Raw genomic sequence first — 21,777 nt, 5'->3', positions numbered from 1 at the left:
GCAGTCTCAAGGGGCGCGGGGAACTGCGCAGTCTTTAGGGGCGCGGGGAACTGCGCAGTCTTTAGGGGCGCGGGGAACTGCGCAAACAGAAGCGCAACGCCCTTGCTTCTGGGGGCGCGGGGAACTGCGCGAAAAGCCCAGCCCGCCCCCCCGCACCTGCCCTACCCGGCGCCCCCGAACACCCCCACCGCCCCCACCGCCGCCCCCTCCACAACCGCCACCCCGTCCGCCTGCCCCACATGCCCGTCGGACAACACAACCACCAGAAACTCCCGCCCGGAAACAACCACCCGCCCCACACTGTTGACATCCCACCGCCCCGTGGCGGAACGAGGCAGCCACCCGTTCTTGAGCGCAAACCCCACCCCGCCCCCCACCGCGGACACCCCCCACCGCTGCCCCTCGACCACCCGCCCCATCAGCCCCCGCACATACGCCCGAGAGGCCGCGTTCAACGCCGACTCCTCCCCGAAGACCTGCCCGAGCAGCGCCAGCTGATCCGCGGCGGTCGTCTGCGTGAGCCCCCACAGCATCCCGGCACCCCCCTCCGTCCCGGTCAGCCCGAACCGCGCGTTCGCCGCCGCCAGCCCCGGAGCCCTGCCGATGGACTCCCACAGCGCGGACGCGGAGTCGTTGTCACTGCGCTCGATCATGGCCACGGCGTACGTCTTCTCCGCCGGCGTCAGCGACCGCCCCGCGTCCTGCGCCCGGAGCAGCAGCGCGGCCAGGATGTCGACCTTGACGACGCTCGCCGTGTCGAAGGAGCCGTCGCCGTACACCGCGCGGTCCCCGGACGCCACGTCCAGCACGGCGACGGACAGCCGTACCCCGTCCGGCACGGACAGCGCGTCCACGGCCTCGGCCAGCAGCGCGTCATGATCCACCACGGGCTCCACCACAGGTTCCACGGACGCCTCCCCGTTGACCACGACGGACCCCGTCGAGGACCCGGTGGGCGACGATACGGCCCGCGGATGCGCCTGCACACGGGCCACCCCCGCCGCCGCACCGGCGATCATCACGGCACAGGCGAGGGCCGACCACAGGAACCACAGGAACCACAGAAGGGGACGGCGGCTGGGACGCGCTGCGGACGACGGCATGCCCGAGATCGTGGGGGCCGTGTATGTGCGGGCCGTTAGACGGACGTTAGATCCGCGTACGGGAACCCTGAGAAGCGGATGAGTGCCCGGCCCCCGATAGGGTCGGACCCGTGGTGAACAAGAACATCCCCGACCCCGGCTTCGGCGACGACGACGGCTCCGCCGACCCCCGGCTGGCCGCCGCCCTCGCCGCCTGGGCCGAGGACCGTACCGCCGTAGGACCCGTGCTGGAGGCGCTCAAGGGCACCCGGCTCCTCGTCCCCGTCGTCGCCGTGCTCGGCGAGGTCGAGGAGGACGAGAACGGGCTGCGCCGGGAGAAGACCAGCGACATGGCCGTGCCGACCCTGAAGGCGGGGAACCGCACCGCGCTGCCCGCCTTCACCTCGACCGAGTCGCTGGCGCGCTGGGACCCCGAGGCCCGCCCCGTGGCCGTGCCCCTGCACCAGGCGCTCCAGGCGGCCGCGCACGAGAAGGCCGACACGGTGGTGCTGGACATGTCGGGCCCGGTGGCGTTCGAGCTGACCGGTCCCGCGCTGCTGGCGCTCGCGGAGGGCCGTACGAGCACGGACCCGCTGGCCGACCCGGCCGTCGTGGCGGCGGTGCGCGCCGCGGTGGAGGCCGAACCCGCGGTGCGCGGCGCCCATCTCGGCCCGGGACAGGCGGACGGCACGCTCGCGCTGGTCCTGGACCCGGCGACGCCCCCGGCCGAGGCCGTCCGCGCGGTCGCCCGGCGGCTCGCCGCCGACGAGACACTGAGGGCCCGCCTGGTGCGCGGTCTCGACCTGGCAGTACTGCCGGCCGGGACGACGCCTCCGGGCGAGCCCTTGTTCGTACGCGACTGAGGCCTGGGCCTCGTAGAGGTACGCGGGCAGGTCGACGGCCTCACCCGCGTACCCGCGCGGTCTAGCCGTAGACCGGGCCGGTGTACTTCTCGCCCGGGCCCTGGCCCGGCTCGTCCGGGACGACGGAGGCCTCACGGAAGGCGAGCTGGAGGGACTTCAGACCGTCGCGCAGCGGGGCGGCGTGGAAGGAGCTGATCTCGGTCGTGCTCGCGTCCAGCAGACCGGCGAGGGCGGTGACCAGCTTGCGGGCCTCGTCCAGGTCCTTGTACTCGTCGCCCTCCTCGGTGAGGCCGAGCTTCACGGCGGCGGCGCTCATCAGGTTGACGGCGACGGTCACGATCACCTCGACCGCAGGCACCTCGGCGATGTCGCGGGCCATATCGTCGAAGGGGCGCGGTTCTGGGGAGGTCTCACTCATGCCCCACACGATAGGCCCCGGTGCACGCCGGTTAGCACCACCCCCGGGATGCTGCTAACCTTGTGTGACGACCGGCTGGACGCTCGCGTGTCCGGCCCACAAGTGGAGGCTCCGATCTCCCACCCGACCGCCCTCCGGGACGGCGGGTCACCCCGGTCAGGCGGCCACCATCGTTCCGTACGGACGATGGAGTCGCCCGAAAGTGCGCCCCGCGATGTCGCGGCGGTGCTCCGGTAGTGTTTTTGGAGCCCCGCCTGTGATCGTCCGGGGCATTTTTTGTGCTTCGGCGCGGTTAGGTCTCACACAAATACACACACCGCGGCGCTCAAGCCAGACCGTCGCGTGGTGCTACCGAGGAGGATCCATCAGCGCCGAGCCCCGCATCAACGACCGGATTCGCGTTCCCGAGGTGCGACTTGTCGGTCCCAGTGGCGAGCAGGTGGGCATCGTCCCGCTGGCCAAGGCACTGGAGCTTGCGCAGGAGTACGACCTGGACCTGGTCGAGGTCGCGGCGAACGCCCGTCCGCCCGTGTGCAAGCTCATGGACTACGGGAAGTTCAAGTACGAGTCGGCCATGAAGGCCCGTGAGGCGCGCAAGAACCAGGCGCACACGGTCATCAAGGAGATGAAGCTCCGGCCGAAGATCGACCCGCACGACTATGACACCAAGAAGGGTCACGTCGTCCGGTTCCTCAAGCAGGGCGACAAGGTCAAGATCACGATCATGTTCCGTGGTCGCGAGCAGTCCCGGCCCGAGCTGGGCTACCGACTGCTGCAGCGTCTCGCGGAGGACGTCCAGGACCTCGGTTTCGTCGAGTCGAACCCGAAGCAGGACGGCCGGAACATGATCATGGTTCTCGGTCCGCACAAGAAGAAGACCGAGGCGATGGCCGAGGCCCGTCAGGCGCAGGAAGCCCGCAAGGCGGACGCGAAGGCCAACCCCGGCCGCTCGCAGAACGCCGCGGACATCGACACCGCCGCGGAGCCCGAGGCCGCCGAGGCCCCTGCCGAGGCTTCCGCCGAGGCGTGATCCCCAGGGACGCGAGTCCCCGAGGACGTAACCGATACAAGAGCGACGCTCCACCGTGCCCGGTTTCACGACCGGGCACAGGAGCGCCACCGACGAGGAGATAACGGCGCTATGCCGAAGAACAAGTCGCACAGCGGTGCCAGCAAGCGCTTCAAGGTCACCGGCTCCGGCAAGGTGCTCCGTGAGCGCGCCGGCAAGCGCCACCTGCTCGAGCACAAGTCGTCCCGCGTGACGCGTCGCCTCACCGGCAACGCCGAGATGGCCCCGGGCGACGCCGCGAAGATCAAGAAGCTTCTCGGCAAGTGACGTCAGCGGTGCCCCCACCGGGCGCCGTACGTCAGGACCGGGACCCCATCGATTTCGGGCCGTGTGAGGACACCCACGGCCCCGCTACAAGGAGTTAACAAGTGGCACGCGTCAAGCGGGCAGTCAACGCCCACAAGAAGCGCCGGGCGATCCTCGAGGCGGCCTCCGGCTACCGCGGTCAGCGTTCGCGCCTGTACCGCAAGGCCAAGGAGCAGGTCACCCACTCGCTGGTCTACAACTACAACGACCGCAAGAAGCGCAAGGGCGACTTCCGTCAGCTGTGGATCCAGCGCATCAACGCCGCTGCCCGCGCCAACGGCATGACCTACAACCGCTTCATCCAGGGTCTGAAGGCCGCCAACGTCGAGGTCGACCGCAAGATCCTCGCGGAGCTGGCCGTCAACGACGCCGGTGCGTTCGCCGCGCTGGTCGAGGTGGCCCAGAAGGCGCTGCCGAGCGACGTCAACGCGCCGAAGGCCGCGTGACGCTGCGCTGGGCTTGAGCCGAAGTGCTCGTGCGGACCCGTGGGTTGTTGCCCGCGGGTCCGTTGCGTTGAGTGGTGCAAGTGAGTGTTGAGTGGTGCAGGTGAGTTCGGCACCGCCGGAATCCGCCGACGTGGCCGATCGTCGACGTGGCTGATCGCCGTCGCGGCGGAAATGAGTTAGGTGATCTGTATATGCCTCCCGTGACCCCAGAACCGATCTCTCCCCGCTCCCCCCGTGTGTCCGCCGCGCGGCGGCTCGCCAAGCGGAACTTCCGGGGCAAGGAGCGCCTGTTCCTCGCGGAGGGGCCGCAGGCGGTGCGGGAGGCGGCGGCGCACGGGGACAACCTCGTGGAGCTGTTCGCCACCCCGGAGGCCGCCGAGCGGTACGCCGACATCGTGGGGGAGGCGCGTGATGCGGGGGCCAAGGTGCACCTCGCCTCCGAGCAGGTCATCGAGGACATCTCCACGACCGTGACGCCGCAGGGGCTGGTCGGGGTGTGCCGGTTCCTGGACACGCCGTTCGAGGAGATCCTGCGGGCGCGGCCCAGGCTGGTCGCCGTACTTGCGCATGTGCGCGACCCCGGCAACGCCGGCACCGTGCTGCGCTGCGCCGACGCCGCCGGCGCCGAGGCGGTCGTCCTCACCGACGCCTCCGTCGACCTGTACAACCCCAAGGCCGTACGGGCCTCCGTGGGCTCCCTGTTCCATCTGCCGGTCGCCGTGGGCGTCCCGGTGGAGCGGGCCGTGGCCGGGCTCCAGGAGGCCGGTGTGCGCATCCTGGCCGCCGACGGGGCGGGCGACCGGGACCTCGACGAGGAACTGGACAAGGGGACCATGGGCGGGCCCACCGCCTGGGTGTTCGGCAACGAGGCCTGGGGGCTGCCGGAGGAGACCCGCGCCCTCGCCGACGCGGTCGTGCGGGTGCCCATCCACGGCCGGGCCGAGAGCCTGAACCTCGCGACCGCGGCGGCGGTATGCCTGTACGCGTCGGCCCGTGCACAGCGCGCCGCCGGAGGCTGCCGCTCTGTCACCGAGAGCTAGTAGGGTGACCTGCCCGGGGGCCCCTCCCCCAAGCTCTCGGCTGCGCTGAGCGGGGAGGCACCTCCATGCCGTCTGAGAGGTGGGGTACGGGGATATGACCGTGGGCACGGGCAGCGCACCGGGGGCGAACGAGTCAGGCCGCCCGCCCGAGCCACGCTCCGAAGCCCCCGGGTGTCACGACCCCCGCGACCTCGGCGTCCACCCGGACGACCTGCCCGACGGGCTCGTCGTCGCGGCCGCGGACGGGCGGGTGATCTGCTTCAACGCCGCCGCCGAGCGCATCACCGCGATCGCCGCCGCCGACGCGCTCGGGCAGCCCCTGGACAAGGCGCTGCCGCTGGAGGACCTGGAGGGCCGCCGGTGGTGGCAGCTCACCGACCCCTACGGCGGGCTCGCGATCCGGACCGGGCAGCCGGAGCGCAACCTGCTGCTGCCGGGCGGCCGCGAGGTGCTCGTCACCGCCCGCTATGTGCGTACCGGACCCACCGGGCCCGTCCACCGTGTCGTCGTCTGTCTGCGGGACACCGAGGCCCGCCGCCGCACCGAGCGCAGCCACGCCGAACTCATCGCCACGGTCGCACACGAACTGCGCTCGCCGCTCACCTCGGTCAAGGGCTTCACCGCGACCCTCCTCGCCAAGTGGGCCCGCTTCACCGACGACCAGAAGCGGCTGATGCTGGAGACCGTCGACGCCGACGCCGACCGCGTCACCCGGCTGATCGCCGAACTGCTCGACATCTCCCGGATCGACTCCGGCCGCCTGGAGGTGCGCCGGCAGCCCGTCGACATCGGCGCCGCCGTCGGCCGCCACATCCAGGCGTACGTCGCCGCCGGACAGCCCGCCGACCGGTTCCTGCTCCGGCTCGAACAGCCGCTGCCCGACCTGTGGGCCGACCCCGACAAGATCGACCAGGTGCTCGGCAACCTGCTCGAAAATGCCGTGCGGCACGGCGAGGGAACTGTCACGATCGAGGTCAGGCCCGCCCCGTCCCCCCGCGAGGGAGAGGACACCGGCACGTCGGTCACGGTGAGCGACGAGGGCACCGGCATCCCGGAGGAGTCCATGAACCGCGTCTTCACCCGCTTCTGGCGGGGCAGCAAGCGCGGTGGCACCGGGCTCGGGCTGTACATCGTCAAGGGCATCGTCGAAGCCCACGGCGGCACCATCACGGTCGGCCGCGCCCCCGTCGGCGGCGCCGAGTTCCGATTTACCCTGCCCGTGGCAGCCCCGGCGTATCTCGCCTAGTGGCCCACGGGCGCATCCGCGTACCTCCACCCCGTTAGACTCGGCCTTTGGCACCTTTGTGTCCTGCACACGGCCCTGCCGAGCTCACCGGCCGGTCACGGGGACCATCCGCCAGCCAATCGGAAGCACGGGAAGAGATGTCGGCACCGAATAAGTCGTACGACCCTGTCGAGGTCGAGGCGTTGAAACCGGAAGAGATCGAGCGCATGCGGGACGAGGCGCTCGCCGCCTTCGCCGCAGCGGGCTCCCTCGACGCGCTCCAGGAGGCGAAGACCGCACACGCCGGCGGCACCTCCCCGCTGTCCCTCGCCAACCGCGAGATCGGCGCCCTGCCCCCGCACGCCAAGGCCGCCGCCGGAAAGCTGGTCGGCCAGGCCCGCGGCGCGGTGAACAAGGCGCTCGCGGCCCGCCAGGTGGAGCTGGAGGCCGAGCGCGACGCGCGCGTACTGGTCGAGGAGGACGTGGACGTCACGCTGCCCCACGACCGCGTACCGGCCGGCGCCCGCCACCCGCTGACCACCCTGTCGGAGCGCATCGAGGACGTCTTCGTCGCCATGGGCTACGAGGTCGCCGAGGGCCCCCAGGTCGAGGCCGAGTGGTTCAACTTCGACGCCCTCAACATCGGCCCGGACCACCCGGCCCGCGGCGAGGCCGACACCTTCTTCGTCGAGGGCCCCGACGGCGGCTCCGAGTCCGGTGTCGTGCTGCGCACCCACACCTCCCCGGTGCAGATCCGCTCGCTGCTCGACCGCGAGCTGCCGGTCTACGTCATCTGCCCCGGCCGTGTGTACCGCACCGACGAGCTGGACGCGACCCACACCCCGGTCTTCCACCAGGTCGAACTGCTCGCCGTGGACGAGGGCCTGACCATGGCCGACCTCAAGGGCACCCTGGACCACATGGTCCAGGCCCTGTTCGGCGAGGGCATGAAGACCCGGCTGCGCCCGAACTTCTTCCCCTTCACCGAGCCGTCCGCCGAGATGGACATGGTGTGCTACGTCTGCCGCGGCGAGTCCGTCGGCAACCCCGACCGGCCCTGCCGCACCTGCTCCAGCGAGGGCTGGATCGAGCTCGGCGGCTGCGGCATGGTCAACCCGAAGGTGCTGGCCGCCTGCGGAGTCGACCCGGAGAAGTACAGCGGCTTCGCCTTCGGGTTCGGCATCGAGCGGATGCTGATGTTCCGCCACAACGTCGAAGACATGCGAGACATGGTCGAGGGTGACATCCGGTTCACCCGGCCCTTCGGGATGGAGATCTGATGCGGATCCCGCTTTCTTGGCTGCGGGAGTACGTCGACCTGCCGGCGAGCGAGACCGGCCGTGACGTCCAGGCCAAGCTCATTTCGGCCGGTCTGGAGGTCGAGACGGTCGAACAGCTCGGCCACGACCTCAAGGGCCCCCTCGCCGTCGGCCAGGTGCTGACCATCGAGGAGCTGACGGAGTTCAAGAAGCCCATCCGCTTCTGCACCGTCGACGTCGGCCAGGCAAACGGCACCGGCGAGCCCCAGGAGATCGTCTGCGGCGCCCGTAACTTCCAGGTCGGCGACAAGGTCGTCGTGGCGCTCCCCGGCGCCGTGCTGCCCGGCGACTTCCAGATCGCCGAGCGCAAGACGTACGGCCGGATGTCCCGCGGCATGATCTGCTCCAGCGACGAACTGAGCATGGGCGACGACGGCACCAAGGGCATCATCGTCCTGCCGCCGGAGACCGAGATCGGCCGTGACGCGGTCGAACTGCTGGAACTGGTCGACGAGGTCCTGGACATCGCCGTCACCGCCAACCGCGGCGACTGCCTGTCCATCCGCGGTGTCGCCCGCGAGGCCGCCATCTCCTACGGTCTGCCGCTGCGCGACCCGGCCCTGCTCGACGTGCCCGCGCCCAACGCCTACGGCTACCCCGTCCAGGTCTCCGACCCGGCCGGCTGCGACCGCTTCACCGCGCGGACCGTCTCCGGTCTGGCCCCCGAGGCGCGCTCCCCGATCTGGCTCCAGCGCCGGCTCCAGAAGGTCGGCATGCGCCCGATCTCCCTCGCCGTCGACGTCACCAACTACGTGATGATGGAGCTCGGCCAGCCGCTGCACGCCTACGACCGCACGCTGGTCCAGGGCACCATCGGCGTGCGCCGCGCGGGGGAGGGCGAGAAGCTCAAGACCCTCGACGGCGTCGAGCGCAAGCTGCACGCCGAGGACCTGGTCATCGTCGACGAGCGCGGCCCCATCGGCCTCGCCGGTGTCATGGGCGGCGCCAACACCGAGATCGCCGACCACGACGACCTGGAGAACGCCACGGGTGACGTGGTGATCGAGGCCGCGCACTTCGACGCCGTCTCCATCGCCCGTACGGCCCGGCGCCACAAGCTGTCCTCCGAGGCCTCGCGCCGCTTCGAGCGGGGCGTGGACCCGGCCGCGGCCGCGGCCGCCGCCCAGCGGACCGTGGACCTGCTGGTCCTCCTCGCCGGCGGCACCGCCGACGCGGGCGTCACCGAGGTCGTCGCACCCTCCGCGCCGCACAGCATCACCGTGCCGGCCGACCACCCCGACAAGGTCGCGGGCGTCACCTACGGCCGCGAGACCGTGGTGCGCCGCCTCCAGGAGATCGGCTGCGACGTCTACGGCCAGGACGAGCTGATCGTCACCGTCCCGTCGTGGCGTCCCGACCTCATGGAGGCCAACGACCTCGCGGAGGAGGTCATCCGCCTGGAAGGCTACGAGAACCTGCCCTCCACGCTGCCCAAGCCGCCGTCCGGCCGTGGCCTGACCCACCGCCAGCGGCTGCACCGCCGCGTCGGCCGGGCCCTGGCCGGCGCCGGCTACGTCGAGGCGCCCAACTACCCCTTCATCGGCGAGCAGGTCTTCGACCAGCTCGCGCTGGATGCCGACGACCCGGCCCGCCGCGTCGTGAAGCTGGTCAACCCGCTCAACGACGAGGAGCCCGCGCTCCGTACGTCGCTGCTGCCGGGTCTGCTCGGCGCGCTGCGCCGCAACGACGGCCGCGGTTCGCACGACCTCGCTCTGTTCGAGACGGGGCTGGTCTTCCGGCCGAGCGAGCGGCGGCGTGCCGCCACGCATCTGTCCGTCGACCGGCGTCCCACCGACCAGGAGATCGCCGAGCTCGACGCCGCGCTGCCCGAGCAGCCGCGCCATGTCGCCGCGGTGCTCGCGGGCGCCCGCGAGCAGGCCGGCTGGTGGGGCAGGGGCCGTCCGGCCGACTGGGCCGACGCGATCGAGGCCGGCCGTCTGGTGGCGCGCGAGGCCGGGGCCGAGCTGGTCGTCCGCAAGGGCGCCTACGGGCCGTGGCACCCGGGCCGCTGCGCCGAGTTCGTGGTCGTCGCCGACGGCGCGGAGACGGTCGTCGGGTACGCCGGTGAGCTGCACCCGCGGGTCGTGAAGGCCTTCGGTCTGCCCGACCGTGCCTGCGCGATGGAGCTGGACCTGGACGCGCTGGAGCGGGTCTCGGACGGTGTGCCCCAGGCGCCGGGCATCTCCGCGTTCCCCGTGGCCACTCAGGACGTCGCGCTCGTCGTGGACAAGCCGGTGCCGGCCGCGGAGGTCGAGGCGGCGCTGCGCGACGGGGCCGGTGAACTGCTGGAAGCCATCCGGCTGTTCGACGTGTACGAGAACGAGGAGCAGCTTGGTGAGGGGCGCAAGTCCCTCGCGTACGCGCTGCGGTTCCGTGCCGTCGACCGCACGCTGACCGTGGACGAGGCGTCCGCCGCGCGCGATGCCGCGGTGGCCCTCGCCGGTGAGCGGACCGGGGCGGTTCTTCGCGGATGAGTTTCAGGGGGATCGTGGTCACGTCACTCGTATGAGTGGCAGAAAAGGGTGAAGTGGCCCTTCTGAGCCACGACCCCGACAGAATCGGACCGGCCTTTCGGGGCCGGTCCGATTCTGTGTTGTCAGGGCCTGGACGGGGGGCCGACGGACATGATCCGCATCAGGCGGCCGCTGCGCGGAGCCCGGGTGCTGGGGCCGCCCGCGGTATGGGGCGCGATGGCGATCACGTACAAACTGGCCTGGCCGGGCGGGACACCGTCCGGGCTCGCCGAGCGGATCGTCACCTGTGCCGTGTTCTTCGCCGTCGGCACCGGGCTGATACTCCACGTCCGGCGGCTGCTGCTGAGGGAGTTGGGACAGGCACGCCGGGTCGCGCGGGCCGCCCAGAGCGTGCTGCTGCGGCCGCCGCCGCCGTGGATCGACGGGCTGAGCACCGCCGCCGCACAGCTCTCCGCCGACCGTGGCGCGTGCGTCGGGGGCGATCTGTACGAGGTCGTCGCCACCGAGCACAGCGTGCGCGTGGTGATGGGCGACGTACGCGGGCACGGCATCGGCGCGTTCGGCACCGTGGCCGCACTGCTCGGCAGTTTCCGGGAGGCCGCGCACGACGAACCCGACCTGGGGCGGGTGCTGCGCCGGATGGACCGGGCGCTGGCCCGGCATCTGCGGGGACGGGTCCAGGAGACGCCGGTGGCGGAGGAGTTCGTCACCGTGCTGCTCCTTGAGATCCACCGGGACGGCGGGCTCGCCGCCCTCAACTGCGGTCATCCCTGGCCGTACCGGATCGCGGGCGCGGCCGTCGACCCACTGGCCCGCGCCGACCCTCTCCCGCCGCTGGGTCTCTTCCCGCTGCCCTCCGAACTGCCCGTCCTGCCGTGCGGCCGGCTTCGACCGGGCCAGTCCCTGGTCCTCTACACGGACGGAGCGGAGGACGCCCGGGACAGCAGGGGCCACTACTTCGATCTACGCCTGGCGTTGACGAGGGCAGCCGCCGACTGCCCTCGGGTGATGACCCGTTCGGTCCTGCGCTCCTTGCTGGAGCACACAGGAGGCAGACCGGCGGACGACATCGCTCTGCTGATACTCCGGAACGACCGGAGCGCGGCCCGGTGCCGGTCATCGACGGCGCGGGGAACCGCGCGAGAGGCGATCACCCACCCGCCGCCGACGGATCACCTGTAGCCCGGCGGCGGTTCGCACGGGCCGGCGTCGCCGTCCGCCCCGCCACGGAGTGTCGGGCAGGCAGCGGGGCGGACGGCGCGAAAGCGGGCCGCCGTACTTTACGAGGGGGAGCCGGCGGCCCGGCCGGCCTCTTGCGAGGCAACCCAGTCAACCGGCCGCAAACTCTCCGCAACAGTGCGCACACGGTACGGATTCGCGTACTCCGTTCACACCCCGTGTGAAGCCCGAACCACTACGCTGTCCGGCACCGAGCCTTCGGGGGCACCCATGCAGCCCAACACACTCCTCGACGCGATCCTGGACGAGGCCGGGGTCTCGCACGCAGGGCTGGCCGCGCACGTCAACCAGGCCGGACGGGCCCGAGGTCTGACGCTGCGTTACGAACACACGGCCGTGACCCGCTGGCTGAAGGGCCAGCGCCCGCGCGGCCAGGTCCCCGATCTGATCTGCGAGGTGCTCGCGGCCCGGCTGCACCGCCCGGTCACCCTCGACGACATCGGCCTGGGCGTACCGGGCGAGCCGACCGTCGCCCACTCCGGCTCGCTGTCCGGGTTCGTCGAGCGGGCCACCGCCCTGTGGCGCTCCGACGAGCAGCAGCGCCCGCACATCCTGGGCGCGCCCGCGGTCACCGGCACTCCCGCGGTGATGCCGGTGTGGGAGTGGGAGAACCCGCCCGAGGACGTGGACGTCTCGCGCGGCGGCCGGCACCGGGTCACCCCGGCCGACCTGGACATGCTGCGGGCGGCGCGTACGCACTACGAGCAGCTGTACCGCAAGGCGGGCGGCATCGCGACGCGCAGCCGGATAGTGGGCTTCCTCAACGCCGAGGCCGCGCCGCTGCTGCGCGGCAGCTACACCGATGCCACGGGCCGTCAACTGCACCGTGCGACGGGCGGGTTGGTGGCCATCGCCGGGATCTGCGCCTACGACTCCGACGCGCACGGTCTCGCCCAGCGCTACTTCCACCAGGCGCTGCGGCTGGCGAAGGCCAGCGGTGACATGGGGCTCGGCGCGTATGTGATCGCGCTGCTGGTCAACCAGTCGCTGTACATGCGCGAGCACCGCCAGGCGGTCGCCTTCGCGGAGGCGGCGCTGCGGGCGGCCGGCAAGCACATCACACCCGCACTCGCCTCCGATCTGTACGCGATGCAGGCGAAGGCGTACGCGCACCTGGGCGACGGCACGAGCGCGCTGTCCTGCATCCGGCGGGCCGAGACCGCCGCCGAACGCATCCGCCGGGGGCACGAACCCGATGAGACCGGCTATGTCCAGCCGGGCCTGGTCAACGTCCAGGTGGCGGAGGCACTGCTCAGCCTCGGGGAGCTGCGGGCCGCGGCCGAGCACGCGGCGGCCGCGGTGGACACCCCGGCCCACGACCGCGGGCGGGTGCACCGGCTGGCCATGCTCACCACGATCGAGCTGCGTCAGGGGAATGCCGACAAAGCAGTGGTGACCGCCGTGGAGATGGCCGAGCAGGCCCGGGGAATGGAGTCGCAGCGCCTGCGGGACAGACTCCGGGCGGTGCGCCGGCATCTGGCGAGCAGCGGCTGCGCGGGCACGGCCGAGGCGGCGGAACTCATCGACGGGGCCCTGCGCGTACCGCTGTGACGGACCGAGGGCTCCGGCTCCTGTGTGACCGCTGTGCGCCCAGCGCGCTGCGATGGCTAGTCCCTGCGCCTGCTGCCGGACCGCTCCTGCTGCGATATTGCCACTTACTCGACGGAAGGTGGCAGAACCGTGCAGTGGACGAAACAGAACGAACAAACTGTGTACTCAAACCGCTGGTTCAGCGTCAATCTGGCGGATGTCGAGCTGCCCGACGGCAGGCATCTCGACCACTTCCTGATCCGGCTGCGGCCCGTCGCCGTGGCCACGGTGGTGAACGAGGCCAACGAGGTCCTGTTGCTGTGGCGCCATCGTTTCATCACCGACAGCTGGGGCTGGGAACTCGCGGCGGGAGTGGTCGAGGACGGCGAGGACATAGCCCGCGCGGCCGCCAGGGAGATGGAGGAGGAGACCGGCTGGCGGCCGGGACCCCTGCGCCACCTGATGAGCGTGGAGCCGTGCAACGGGCTCACCGACGCCCGGCACCACATCTACTGGTCCGACGAGGGCGACTATGTAGGGCACCCCGTGGACGACTTCGAGTCCGACCGCCGGGAGTGGATTCCGCTCAAGCTCGTTCCCGACATGGTCGCCCGCGGCGAGGTCCCGGCCGCCAACATGGCGGCCGCACTGCTGTTACTGCACCATCTCAGGCTGGGCCAGGACGTCCCGACCTAGGTCCCGTCCGATGGATCTCCGCGGCGTCCCCAGAAGCTGCCGTCATGGTGTGCGAAACGCGGCGGGCCCGGCGCTCCGAAGAGTGCCGGGCCCGCGACGACGACCGTGTGTGATCAGCTGTAGGTGTAGAAGCCCGAACCGGACTTCCGGCCCAGCCGGCCCGCGTCCACCATGCGCTGGAGCAGCGGGGGAGCGGCGTACAGCGGCTCCTTGTACTCCGCGTACATCGAGTCGGCGATCGAGACGATGGTGTCCAGACCGATCAGGTCGGAGAGCTTCAGCGGGCCCATCGGGTGGGCGCAGCCGTACTCCATGCCGTTGTCGATGTCCTCGCGGCTGGCGATGCCGGACTCGAACATCCGGATCGCCGAGAGCAGGTAGGGCACCAGCAGCGCGTTGACCACGAAGCCCGAGCGGTCCTGGGCGCGGATCGCGTGCTTGCCGAGCAGCTTCTCCGCGAAGCCCTGGGCACGGCTGATCGTGCCCTCGGAGGTGGTCAGCGCCGGGATCAGCTCGACGAGCTTCTGCACGGGGGCCGGGTTGAAGAAGTGGATGCCGATCACATGGTCGGGGCGGGAGGTCGCCACGGCCAGCTTCACCAGCGGGATGGAGGAGGTGTTGGAGGCCAGGATCGCGTCCGGGCGGGTCATGACCTGGTCCAGGACCTGGAAGATCTCGGTCTTGACCTGCTCGTTCTCCACGACCGCCTCGATCACCAGATCGCGGTCGGCGAACTCGCCGAGGTCGGTGGTGAAGCTCAGGAGCGCCAGTGTGGCGTCCCGCTCCTCCTCCGAGAGCTTGCCTCGCTCGGCGGCCTTGGCCAGGGAGTTGAACAGCCGGGTGCGGCCGATCTCCAGGGCCTCGCCGGTGGTTTCGGCGACCTTGACGTCCAGTCCGGCGCGGGCGCACACCTCGGCGATGCCCGCGCCCATCTGACCGCAGCCCACCACTCCGACGCGCTCGATGTCTGTCACATCGTCCCTTTCGCTGCTTGTGTACGGCTGTGGCAGTCGGCGGTGGTTCCGCCGTGCTCCGTTCGTGCACGTTACCCCCAGGAATCGATGATCGATCGCCGGGGTCGGGGCATGCTGGGCGCGTAATCGAACCGTGGTGGAGCCGATACGGAGAGTCAGAGGTGCCCGCATGGGACGGATGTCACGGCGAGCGTTCGCGGTGGCGGCACTGTCCAGCCTGGTCACGGCAGGTGAGGCCGGGGCGAGAGACGTCGGCGCGGACCCGGGCGGGCGCCCGCGCGCGCTGGTGGAGATGCGGGGGATGTGGCTCGCGACGGTCGCCAACCGTGACTGGCCCTCGCGCCCCGGGCTGTCCGCCGCCGCGCAGCGCGCGGAGCTGATCACCCACCTCGACCGGGCCGTCGCGTGCGGTCTGAACACGGTGATCTTCCAGGTGCGGGCGACGGCCGACGCGCTGTGGCCCTCGCCGTACGAGCCGTGGGCGCAGAGTCTGACCGGCGTGCAGGGCCGCGACCCGGGCTGGGACCCGCTGGGCACCGCCGTGACCGAGGCGCACGCGCGCGGACTGCAGCTGCACGCCTGGTTCAACCCGCTGCGGATCGCGCTGCACGCCGACCCGGGGCGGCTGGTGGCCGGCCATCCGGCCCGCCGCCGCCCGGACTGGGTCGTGGCCCACGGCGGCCGGCTCTACTACAACCCGGGCCTGCCCGAGGTCCGTACCTTCGTGCAGGACGCGATGCTCGACGCCGTCCGCCGGTACCCGGTCGACGCCGTGCACTTCGACGACTACTTCTACCCCTATCCCGTCCCCGGCCAGACCTTCGACGACGCCCGCGCCTACGACCTGCACGGCGGCGCGTTCACCAGCCGCGCCGCCTGGCGGCGGGACAACATCGACCGGCTCGTGCGCGACACCGCGGCCGGGATCACGAAGGCGCGGCCCGGCACCCGCTTCGGCATCAGCCCGTTCGGGGTGTGGCGCAACAAGGGCAGCGACTCGCGCGGTTCGGACACCCGGGCCCTCCAGGCGTACGACGACCTCTACGCCGACACCCGCAAGTGGGTGCGCGAGAACTGGATCGACTACGTCTGCCCGCAGCTCTACTGGCACATCGGCCACACCGCCGCCGACTACGCCGAGCTGGTCCCCTGGTGGGCCCAGGTCGCCAAGGGCACCGGCACCCAGCTGTACATCGGCGAGGCCCTGTACAGGGCGGGCGACCCGGCGCAGCCGACGGCCTGGCAGAAGCCGGCGGAGCTCTCCCGGCACCTCACGCTGGCCCGGAGCCACGCCGAGGTGCGCGGGCACGTCTTCTTCGCGGCGACGGACGTGGCCGTCGACCGCGTCGGGGCGATGCAGCGGGTGATCGCCGACCATTACAGCGGGCCGGCGATGCCCCCGAGCTGACCGTGCCGGCTCACTTTCCGGACATCGGCCTCATGTGCCGGATCTCGGTGTCCGGTCCGGGCGAGCAGATGCCCTCGTGCCCGTCCTCGAAGCGGACGCGGTACGGGGGATTGCCCTGCTGGCCCATCACTTCGACGATCTCGCCGACCTTGTCGTGTTGGCCGACCACCCTTCCGTGCTGGACAAGCTGGTCGCCCACGGTTGCACGCATCTGGGCCTCCTCACGGGTGCGGAGCAGCGGTCCGTGGCCTTGAGTCTACGGCGGGAGGGGTGCGGGAGAGCGGTCCGCGCGGTCCCCTCAGCCGCGGGCCCGCTGCGTGACGGCGATGCACACCAGCACCGCCGCGGCCGTCAGCGGGGCGGCCACTGTCAGGTGCTCGCCCAGCAGCAGCACCGACCACACCAGTGTGAGCAGCGGCTGGGCCAACTGCAACTGGCTGGCCTTCGGGATGCCGATGGAGGCCATGCCCCGGTACCAGACCACGAGCCCCAGGAACTGCGAGCCCGCTGCGACCCACAGCAGCCCCGCCACGCTGTGCGCGGTGAGCTCGGCGGGCTCGTGGGTCAGCGCCACCGCCGAGGCGGCCACGGCGAGCGGCAGGCAGAGCACCAGGGCCCAGCCGATGACCTGCCAGCCGGGCATCACCCGGGCCAGCCGTCCGCCCTCCGTGTAGCCCGCCGCGCACACCAGCAGCGCCCCGAACAGATACAGGTCGGCGCCGCCGAGGGCGCCCCCGCTCTGCTGCACGGTGAACACGGCGACCGCGGCGGCCCCGGCCAGCGCCGCCAGCCAGAAGGTCCGCGAGGGTCGGGTGCCCATCCGCAGCGCGGAGAACAGGGCGGTCGTCAGGGGCAGCAGCCCGACCACCACGGCCGCGTGCGCGGTGGTGGAGGTCTGCAGCGCGAGCGTGGTGAGCAGCGGGAAGCCGACGACGACTCCCGCGGCCACGACCGCGAGCCCCGGCCAGTGCGCCCGTGCGGGCAGCGGTATCCGCAGCGCGAGCAGACAGCCGCCCGCGATCAGCGCGGCGAGGACGGCGCGCACCGCCACCAGCGACCAGGGGCCGAACCCCTCGAGGCCCCAGGCGGTCGCGGGAAAGGTGAGCGAGAAGGCGGTGACGCCGAGGGCGGCCTGGAGGACACCGAAGGCGGGCTGCTGCGGGGCGTCCACCGCTATCCGGCTCGGGGCGATAGCGCTACTCTGTGCTCTCATGCAAGAGCGTAGCAGTGTCGGTGAACTGGCCAACAGCCTGCGCGGTGAACTCAACCGCTACTCTACAGGTGAGAAGCTGCCGTCGAGCCGTGCCCTTGTCGAGCGGTTCCGGGTCAGCCCGGTGACCGTGTCGCGGGCCCTGGCGCAGCTCGCCGCCGAGGGGCTGGTGGTGACCCGGCCCGGAGCGGGTGCCTTCCGGGCGCGGCCCCGCGAGACGCCCGCGGCGGCCGGGGACACCTCCTGGCAGGAGGTCGCCCTCAGCGCCGACGGCGCCGCCGATGTCGTACCGCGCACCGTGGACGCCTCCGGGGTGACGGTGTCGCTCGCGGCCCCGCCGCCCGGGGTGACCGAGTTCAACGGCGGCTATCTGCACCCCTCCCTCCAGCCGGAGAAGGCGATGGCCGCGGCCCTGTCCCGGGCCGGACGCCGGCCCGGCGCGTGGGGGCGGCCGCCGCTGGACGGGCTGCCCGAACTGCGCGAGTGGTTCGCGCGCGGCATCGGGGACACCGTCGGCGCCGCCGACGTGCTGATCGCGGCCGGCGGACAGTCCGCGCTCACCACCGCCTTCCGCGCCCTGGCCCCGCCCGGCGCCCCCGTCCTCGTCGAATCGCCCACCTACCCGGGCATGCTGGCCATCGCCCGCGCGGCGGGACTGCGCCCGGTGCCGGTGCCGATGGACGCCGACGGCGTACGCCCCGAGCTGCTGGCCGACGCGTTCAGGGCGACCGGGGCCCGGGTGTTCGTCTGCCAGCCGCTGTTCCAGAACCCCACCGGCGCGGTGCTCGCCCCCGAGCGGCGCGGCGAGGTGCTGCGCATCGCGCGCGAGGCCGGGGCGTTCGTCGTCGAGGACGACTTCGTGCGGCGCCTCGCACACGAGGACGCGGGCGAACTGCCGCGCCCGCTGGCCGCCGACGACCCCGACGGCGTCGTCGTGCACGTCGGCTCGCTCACCAAGGCGACCTCGCCGAGCTTCCGGGTGAGCGCGCTGGCCGCCCGCGGGCCGGTGCTGGAACGGCTGCGCGCCATCCAGGTCGTCGACACCTTCTTCGTGCCCCGGCCCCTTCAGGAGGCGGCCCTGGAACTGGTCGGCTCCCCGGCCTGGCCCCGCCATCTGCGCTCCCTCGGGGCACAGTTGCGCGCCCGGCGCGACGCCATGGTCTCGGCACTGCGGCTGACCCTGCCCGAGCTCGACCTGCCGCATGTGCCCTGCGGCGGCTACCAGCTCTGGGCGCGGCTGCCCGAGGGCCTCGAGGAGTCCGCCCTCCCGGCGGCCGGTGCGCGCGCGGGCGTCGCCCTCACCCCCGGCCGGCCGTACTTCTGCGCCGAACCGCCCGCGGGGCATCTGCGCCTGAGCTTCGCCGCGGTCGCCGGCACGAGCGAGATCACGGAGGGCGTACGCCGGCTGCGGGCGGCCTGCGACGAGGTGCTCCGGGCGAAGGCGCCGGGCCCCCGCCGGTGACGGCCGCGCGGCGCTCCGGGCGAAAACCCGTGGCCCCGGCCGGCGACGGCCTGCGAGCCTCCCGCCATGACAGACACCTTCGCGCTGCCCGACGGCTACGAGATCTCCACCGACCCCGAGCGCATCGACGCGGCGCGGGTGCACCACTGGCTGTCCACCGACGCGTACTGGGCGCTCGGCCGGCCGCGCGAGAAGCAGGACCGGGCCATCGCCGCCTCGCTCAACCTCGGGGTCTACGACAGCGCCTCGGGCGAGCAGGTGGCGTACGCGCGGGTGGTGACCGACCGGGCCACGTTCGCCTGGCTCTGCGACGTGTACGTGGACCCCTCGGCGCGCGGCAAGGGCATCGGCACCGCCCTGGCGGCGGCGGTACGCGACGAGCTGAGCCCCCTCGGGCTGCGGCGGGTCCTGCTGGCCACCCATGACGCTCACGACGTGTACGCCAGGGCGGGTTTCGCGCCGCTGGAGCGGCCCGACCGGTTCATGGCGCTCGTTTTCGGCCAGTGAATCCGGGGCCACCCTGGGTAACCCAGAGGTAACAGCTCTTGACCTGCCCGGTTTCTCGGCTCACCATCCCCGCATGGCACTTCGGGTCACTTTCGTCGCGGCCGCGCGCAGCTCCCCGCTGCTCGCGGAGCGCTTCCAGGACGAACGGCCGCTGGACCAGGCGGGCTGGGACGAGATCCAGCACGAGGCCTTCGGGCTGTACCCGCTGGCGCACGCCGATCTGCGCTACTGCTCGCCCACCGCGCGCTGCCGCGCGACCGGCGACGCCCTGGGCTACGCGCCGCTCGTGCAGCTCGCCCTGCGCGACTGCGACATGGGCCGCTGGCGCGGGCTCACCCTCGGCGAGGCGATGGCGCGCGAGCCCGGCGCGGTCGACGCCTGGCTCGCCGACCCGCGCTCGATGCCGCACGGCGGCGAGTCGCTGATCGGGTTCATCTCCCGGGTCGGCGGCTGGCTGGACACCCGGCCGCCCGAGGACGGCTGCCGGATCGTCGCCGTCGCCGAGCCCTCCGTCATCCGGGCCGCGCTGGTCTACGCCCTGAAGGCGCCGCCCGCGACCTACTGGAACCTCGATGTGCGGCCGCTGTCCATCACCACCCTGGCGGGCCACCACGGCCGCTGGAACCTGCGCTTCGACGGGTCCTACGCCCGCGCCTCGTAGTCGGTCGTCAGCAGCAGGTTCTTGGCCGGGCCGCCGACCCGCCACACCGTGCGCCAGCGGTCCGCGCCGGTGACCGTGAACTCGCCCCGGTAGAGGTCGGCCGCGCACGGGTGGCCGACGGTGTGCTGTCCCGTGGTCAGGTCCAGGTCGTGGAACGCCCGCCCGTCGGCGAACCGTACGTCCGCCGTCCCCGGCCGCGGCCCCGGCAGGAACCGCAGGGTGCGCTCGGCGGGCCGCTCCGTGCCGCGCCAGGTGAAGGTGCCCGACTCGTGGTGCAGCAGACCCCCGCCGTCCAGGGGCGTGAAGGCGGTGGTCCCGGCGAACGTGCCCTCGGTGCCGTCCGTGAGATCCCGGACCACCCGCGCCACCCGCCAGCTCCCCGCCAGGTAGGCGAACACATCCGGCACTGGCCAGAACTCGCCCATCGCCCTTCGCCCTCCGTCCCGTACGCCGTCACGCGGTGTGCCCGGTGTGCCCGGTGTGCCCGGTGTGCGCGGTGTGCCGACCACCCATCCTGCCGTTCGCGTCACCGGGGCTCCGCCCGGGGGTGCGTGGACAACTTCCCGCCGGACTCTGTCACCTTCCCGCGTATCCGACGGCCCTGACCGGGAAGTCTGGCCAGCGGGTCGCCGCCCTCGGGTGGCGGCCCGCAGCGCTGGGCATCACCGGACCGGCCCCCGGTCCGTGATTGCATAAACGTGCATCGATACGTATAGTCATGCCATCCAGGAGGAGGGTTCCATGACGGTGCGAGCGGCAGTGGCCGGAGCGAGCGGGTACGCGGGCGGGGAGGTGCTGCGCCTGCTCCTGGGGCACCCCGAGGTCGAGATCGGTGCCCTGACCGCCAACTCCAACGCCGGACAGCGGCTCGGGGCGCTCCAGCCCCACCTGCTGCCCCTGGCCGACCGGGTGCTCCAGGAGACAACCCCCGAGGTGCTCGCCGGGCACGACGTCGTGTTCCTCGCCCTGCCGCACGGCCAGTCCGCCGCCGTCGCCGAGCAGCTCGGACCGGACGTCCTGGTCGTCGACATGGGCGCCGACTTCCGGCTGAAGGACGCCGCCGACTGGGAGAGCTTCTACGGCTCCCCGCACGCCGGCACCTGGCCCTACGGCCTTCCCGAACTTCCGGGTGCCCGCGCCGCGCTGGAGGGGTCCAAGCGCATCGCGGTACCCGGTTGCTACCCCACCGCGGTCTCCCTCGCCCTGTTCCCGGCGTACGCCGCGGGACTCGTCGAGCACGAGGCCGTGATCGTCGCCGCCTCCGGCACCTCCGGCGCCGGCAAGGCCCCCAAGGCGCATCTGCTGGGCAGCGAGGTCATGGGCTCCATGACCCCGTACGGCGTCGGCGGCGGCCACCGGCACACCCCCGAGATGATCCAGAACCTCAGCGGGGTCGCCGGGGACAGGGTGAGCGTCTCCTTCACCCCGACCCTCGCCCCGATGCCCCGCGGCATCCTCGCCACGTGCAGCGCGAAGGCCCGGGACGCGGTCACCGCGGAAGCCGTCCGCACCGCCTACGAGAAGGCCTTCGCGGACGAGCCCTTCGTCCACCTCCTCCCCGAGGGACAGTGGCCCGCCACCGCCTCCGTGTACGGCTCCAACGCCGTACAGGTGCAGGTGGCGTACGACGAGGCGGCCGGCCGTGTCATCGCGGTCAGCGCCATCGACAACCTGACCAAGGGCACCGCGGGCGGTGCCGTCCAGAGCATGAACATCGCCCTCGGTCTCGACCAGACCACCGGGCTTTCCACGATCGGAGTCGCACCGTGAGCGACGTGCGTGCAGCCGCCGGTCCGCAGACAACGACGAAAGCCGCACCGCTGCGCTGCACGGGCGGAGAAGCGAACG

Annotated in this window: 22 protein-coding genes; 16 read left to right on the top strand and 6 right to left on the bottom strand. The window is 72.2% G+C overall.

All coding sequences use genetic code 11. The features are described from left to right. Positions 1-161: 161 nt before the first annotated feature. Positions 162-1,103 carry a serine hydrolase gene (locus ACZ6SQ_RS03275; RefSeq protein ID WP_469556209.1) on the bottom strand — a complete coding sequence of 314 codons (942 nt, stop codon included), beginning with the start codon at positions 1,101-1,103 and terminating at the stop codon, positions 162-164. A 110-nt stretch (positions 1,104-1,213) separates the two neighbouring features. On the opposite strand from ACZ6SQ_RS03275, the gene ACZ6SQ_RS03270 reads away from it, so the two are divergent. Next, positions 1,214-1,945 (top strand): SseB family protein, encoded by a 732-nt coding sequence (locus ACZ6SQ_RS03270; RefSeq protein ID WP_469556206.1) that lies wholly within the window; start codon positions 1,214-1,216, stop codon positions 1,943-1,945. A 61-nt stretch (positions 1,946-2,006) separates the two neighbouring features. Here the strand turns inward: ACZ6SQ_RS03270 and ACZ6SQ_RS03265 are convergent, their stop codons facing one another. Then, on the bottom strand, positions 2,007-2,363 hold the full coding sequence (locus ACZ6SQ_RS03265; protein WP_386377133.1) for a DUF1844 domain-containing protein: 357 nt from the start codon (positions 2,361-2,363) through the stop codon (positions 2,007-2,009). Positions 2,364-2,727: 364 nt separating this feature from the next. Between ACZ6SQ_RS03265 and infC the strand changes: the two genes are divergently transcribed. From infC to ACZ6SQ_RS03215, 10 genes are all read left to right on the top strand, one after another. After that, positions 2,728-3,393, top strand: a complete 666-nt coding sequence (gene infC, locus ACZ6SQ_RS03260; protein WP_389326266.1) for a translation initiation factor IF-3 — start codon at positions 2,728-2,730, stop codon at positions 3,391-3,393. Between the two features lie 111 nt (positions 3,394-3,504). After that, complete coding sequence (gene rpmI, locus ACZ6SQ_RS03255) at positions 3,505-3,699, top strand: 50S ribosomal protein L35 (protein WP_004933563.1); 195 nt, start codon at positions 3,505-3,507, stop codon at positions 3,697-3,699. A 101-nt stretch (positions 3,700-3,800) separates the two neighbouring features. After that, positions 3,801-4,184, top strand: a complete 384-nt coding sequence (gene rplT, locus ACZ6SQ_RS03250) for a 50S ribosomal protein L20 (protein ID WP_363120294.1) — start codon at positions 3,801-3,803, stop codon at positions 4,182-4,184. A gap of 191 nt (positions 4,185-4,375) precedes the next feature. Next, a complete protein-coding gene (locus ACZ6SQ_RS03245; protein ID WP_469556202.1) occupies positions 4,376-5,224 on the top strand; it encodes a TrmH family RNA methyltransferase in 849 nt (282 codons plus the stop codon). Positions 5,225-5,318: 94 nt separating this feature from the next. Beyond that, complete coding sequence (locus ACZ6SQ_RS03240) at positions 5,319-6,470, top strand: sensor histidine kinase (protein ID WP_469556201.1); 1,152 nt, start codon at positions 5,319-5,321, stop codon at positions 6,468-6,470. A 137-nt stretch (positions 6,471-6,607) separates the two neighbouring features. Continuing rightward, complete coding sequence (gene pheS / locus ACZ6SQ_RS03235; RefSeq protein WP_469556199.1) at positions 6,608-7,729, top strand: phenylalanine--tRNA ligase subunit alpha; 1,122 nt, start codon at positions 6,608-6,610, stop codon at positions 7,727-7,729. Beyond that, the gene (pheT, locus tag ACZ6SQ_RS03230; RefSeq protein WP_469556197.1) at positions 7,729-10,242 is read left to right on the top strand and encodes a phenylalanine--tRNA ligase subunit beta; all 2,514 of its coding nucleotides are present in this window, start codon (positions 7,729-7,731) and stop codon (positions 10,240-10,242) included. The genes pheS and pheT overlap by 1 nt, the downstream gene beginning before the upstream one ends. A gap of 150 nt (positions 10,243-10,392) precedes the next feature. Further along, positions 10,393-11,424: a PP2C family protein-serine/threonine phosphatase gene (locus tag ACZ6SQ_RS03225; protein WP_469556194.1), complete on the top strand. Its 1,032-nt coding sequence runs from the start codon at positions 10,393-10,395 to the stop codon at positions 11,422-11,424. 267 nt (positions 11,425-11,691) lie between these two features. Continuing rightward, the gene (locus ACZ6SQ_RS03220) at positions 11,692-13,032 is read left to right on the top strand and encodes a transcriptional regulator (RefSeq protein WP_469556192.1); all 1,341 of its coding nucleotides are present in this window, start codon (positions 11,692-11,694) and stop codon (positions 13,030-13,032) included. A 129-nt stretch (positions 13,033-13,161) separates the two neighbouring features. Further along, positions 13,162-13,707: an NUDIX hydrolase gene (locus ACZ6SQ_RS03215; protein WP_469556191.1), complete on the top strand. Its 546-nt coding sequence runs from the start codon at positions 13,162-13,164 to the stop codon at positions 13,705-13,707. Between the two features lie 113 nt (positions 13,708-13,820). On the opposite strand, the gene ACZ6SQ_RS03210 is transcribed toward ACZ6SQ_RS03215, so the two are convergent. After that, entirely contained in the window at positions 13,821-14,681 is an 861-nt protein-coding gene (locus ACZ6SQ_RS03210) for a 3-hydroxybutyryl-CoA dehydrogenase (RefSeq protein ID WP_469556189.1), read from the bottom strand. A 169-nt stretch (positions 14,682-14,850) separates the two neighbouring features. On the opposite strand from ACZ6SQ_RS03210, the gene ACZ6SQ_RS03205 reads away from it, so the two are divergent. Beyond that, complete coding sequence (locus tag ACZ6SQ_RS03205) at positions 14,851-16,089, top strand: glycoside hydrolase family 10-like protein (protein ID WP_469556188.1); 1,239 nt, start codon at positions 14,851-14,853, stop codon at positions 16,087-16,089. Between the two features lie 10 nt (positions 16,090-16,099). On the opposite strand, the gene ACZ6SQ_RS03200 is transcribed toward ACZ6SQ_RS03205, so the two are convergent. Next, positions 16,100-16,300: a DUF1918 domain-containing protein gene (locus ACZ6SQ_RS03200; protein ID WP_469556186.1), complete on the bottom strand. Its 201-nt coding sequence runs from the start codon at positions 16,298-16,300 to the stop codon at positions 16,100-16,102. A gap of 87 nt (positions 16,301-16,387) precedes the next feature. Further along, positions 16,388-17,302, bottom strand: coding sequence for a DMT family transporter (locus ACZ6SQ_RS03195; RefSeq protein WP_469556184.1), 915 nt, complete (start codon positions 17,300-17,302; stop codon positions 16,388-16,390). On the opposite strand from ACZ6SQ_RS03195, the gene ACZ6SQ_RS03190 reads away from it, so the two are divergent. From ACZ6SQ_RS03190 to ACZ6SQ_RS03180, 3 genes are all read left to right on the top strand, one after another. Next, the gene (locus ACZ6SQ_RS03190) at positions 17,301-18,761 is read left to right on the top strand and encodes an aminotransferase-like domain-containing protein (protein ID WP_469556183.1); all 1,461 of its coding nucleotides are present in this window, start codon (positions 17,301-17,303) and stop codon (positions 18,759-18,761) included. The genes ACZ6SQ_RS03195 and ACZ6SQ_RS03190 overlap by 2 nt on opposite strands. Positions 18,762-18,827: 66 nt before the next feature. After that, entirely contained in the window at positions 18,828-19,268 is a 441-nt protein-coding gene (locus ACZ6SQ_RS03185; protein ID WP_469556181.1) for a GNAT family N-acetyltransferase, read from the top strand. Between the two features lie 73 nt (positions 19,269-19,341). Beyond that, positions 19,342-19,929: a histidine phosphatase family protein gene (locus tag ACZ6SQ_RS03180; protein ID WP_386377146.1), complete on the top strand. Its 588-nt coding sequence runs from the start codon at positions 19,342-19,344 to the stop codon at positions 19,927-19,929. Here ACZ6SQ_RS03180 and ACZ6SQ_RS03175 read toward each other — a convergent pair. Continuing rightward, on the bottom strand, positions 19,911-20,354 hold the full coding sequence (locus ACZ6SQ_RS03175) for a DUF6314 family protein (RefSeq protein ID WP_469556178.1): 444 nt from the start codon (positions 20,352-20,354) through the stop codon (positions 19,911-19,913). The genes ACZ6SQ_RS03180 and ACZ6SQ_RS03175 overlap by 19 nt on opposite strands. 316 nt (positions 20,355-20,670) lie before the next feature. Between ACZ6SQ_RS03175 and argC the strand changes: the two genes are divergently transcribed. Beyond that, positions 20,671-21,699 (top strand): N-acetyl-gamma-glutamyl-phosphate reductase, encoded by a 1,029-nt coding sequence (argC, locus tag ACZ6SQ_RS03170; protein WP_469556177.1) that lies wholly within the window; start codon positions 20,671-20,673, stop codon positions 21,697-21,699. Positions 21,700-21,777: the final 78 nt, after the last annotated feature.

This window comes from Streptomyces sp. NPDC048600, assembly GCF_055587025.1.
The sequence above is the reverse complement of the archived record's forward strand: the minus strand, read 5'-3'. Positions and strand labels throughout refer to the sequence as shown.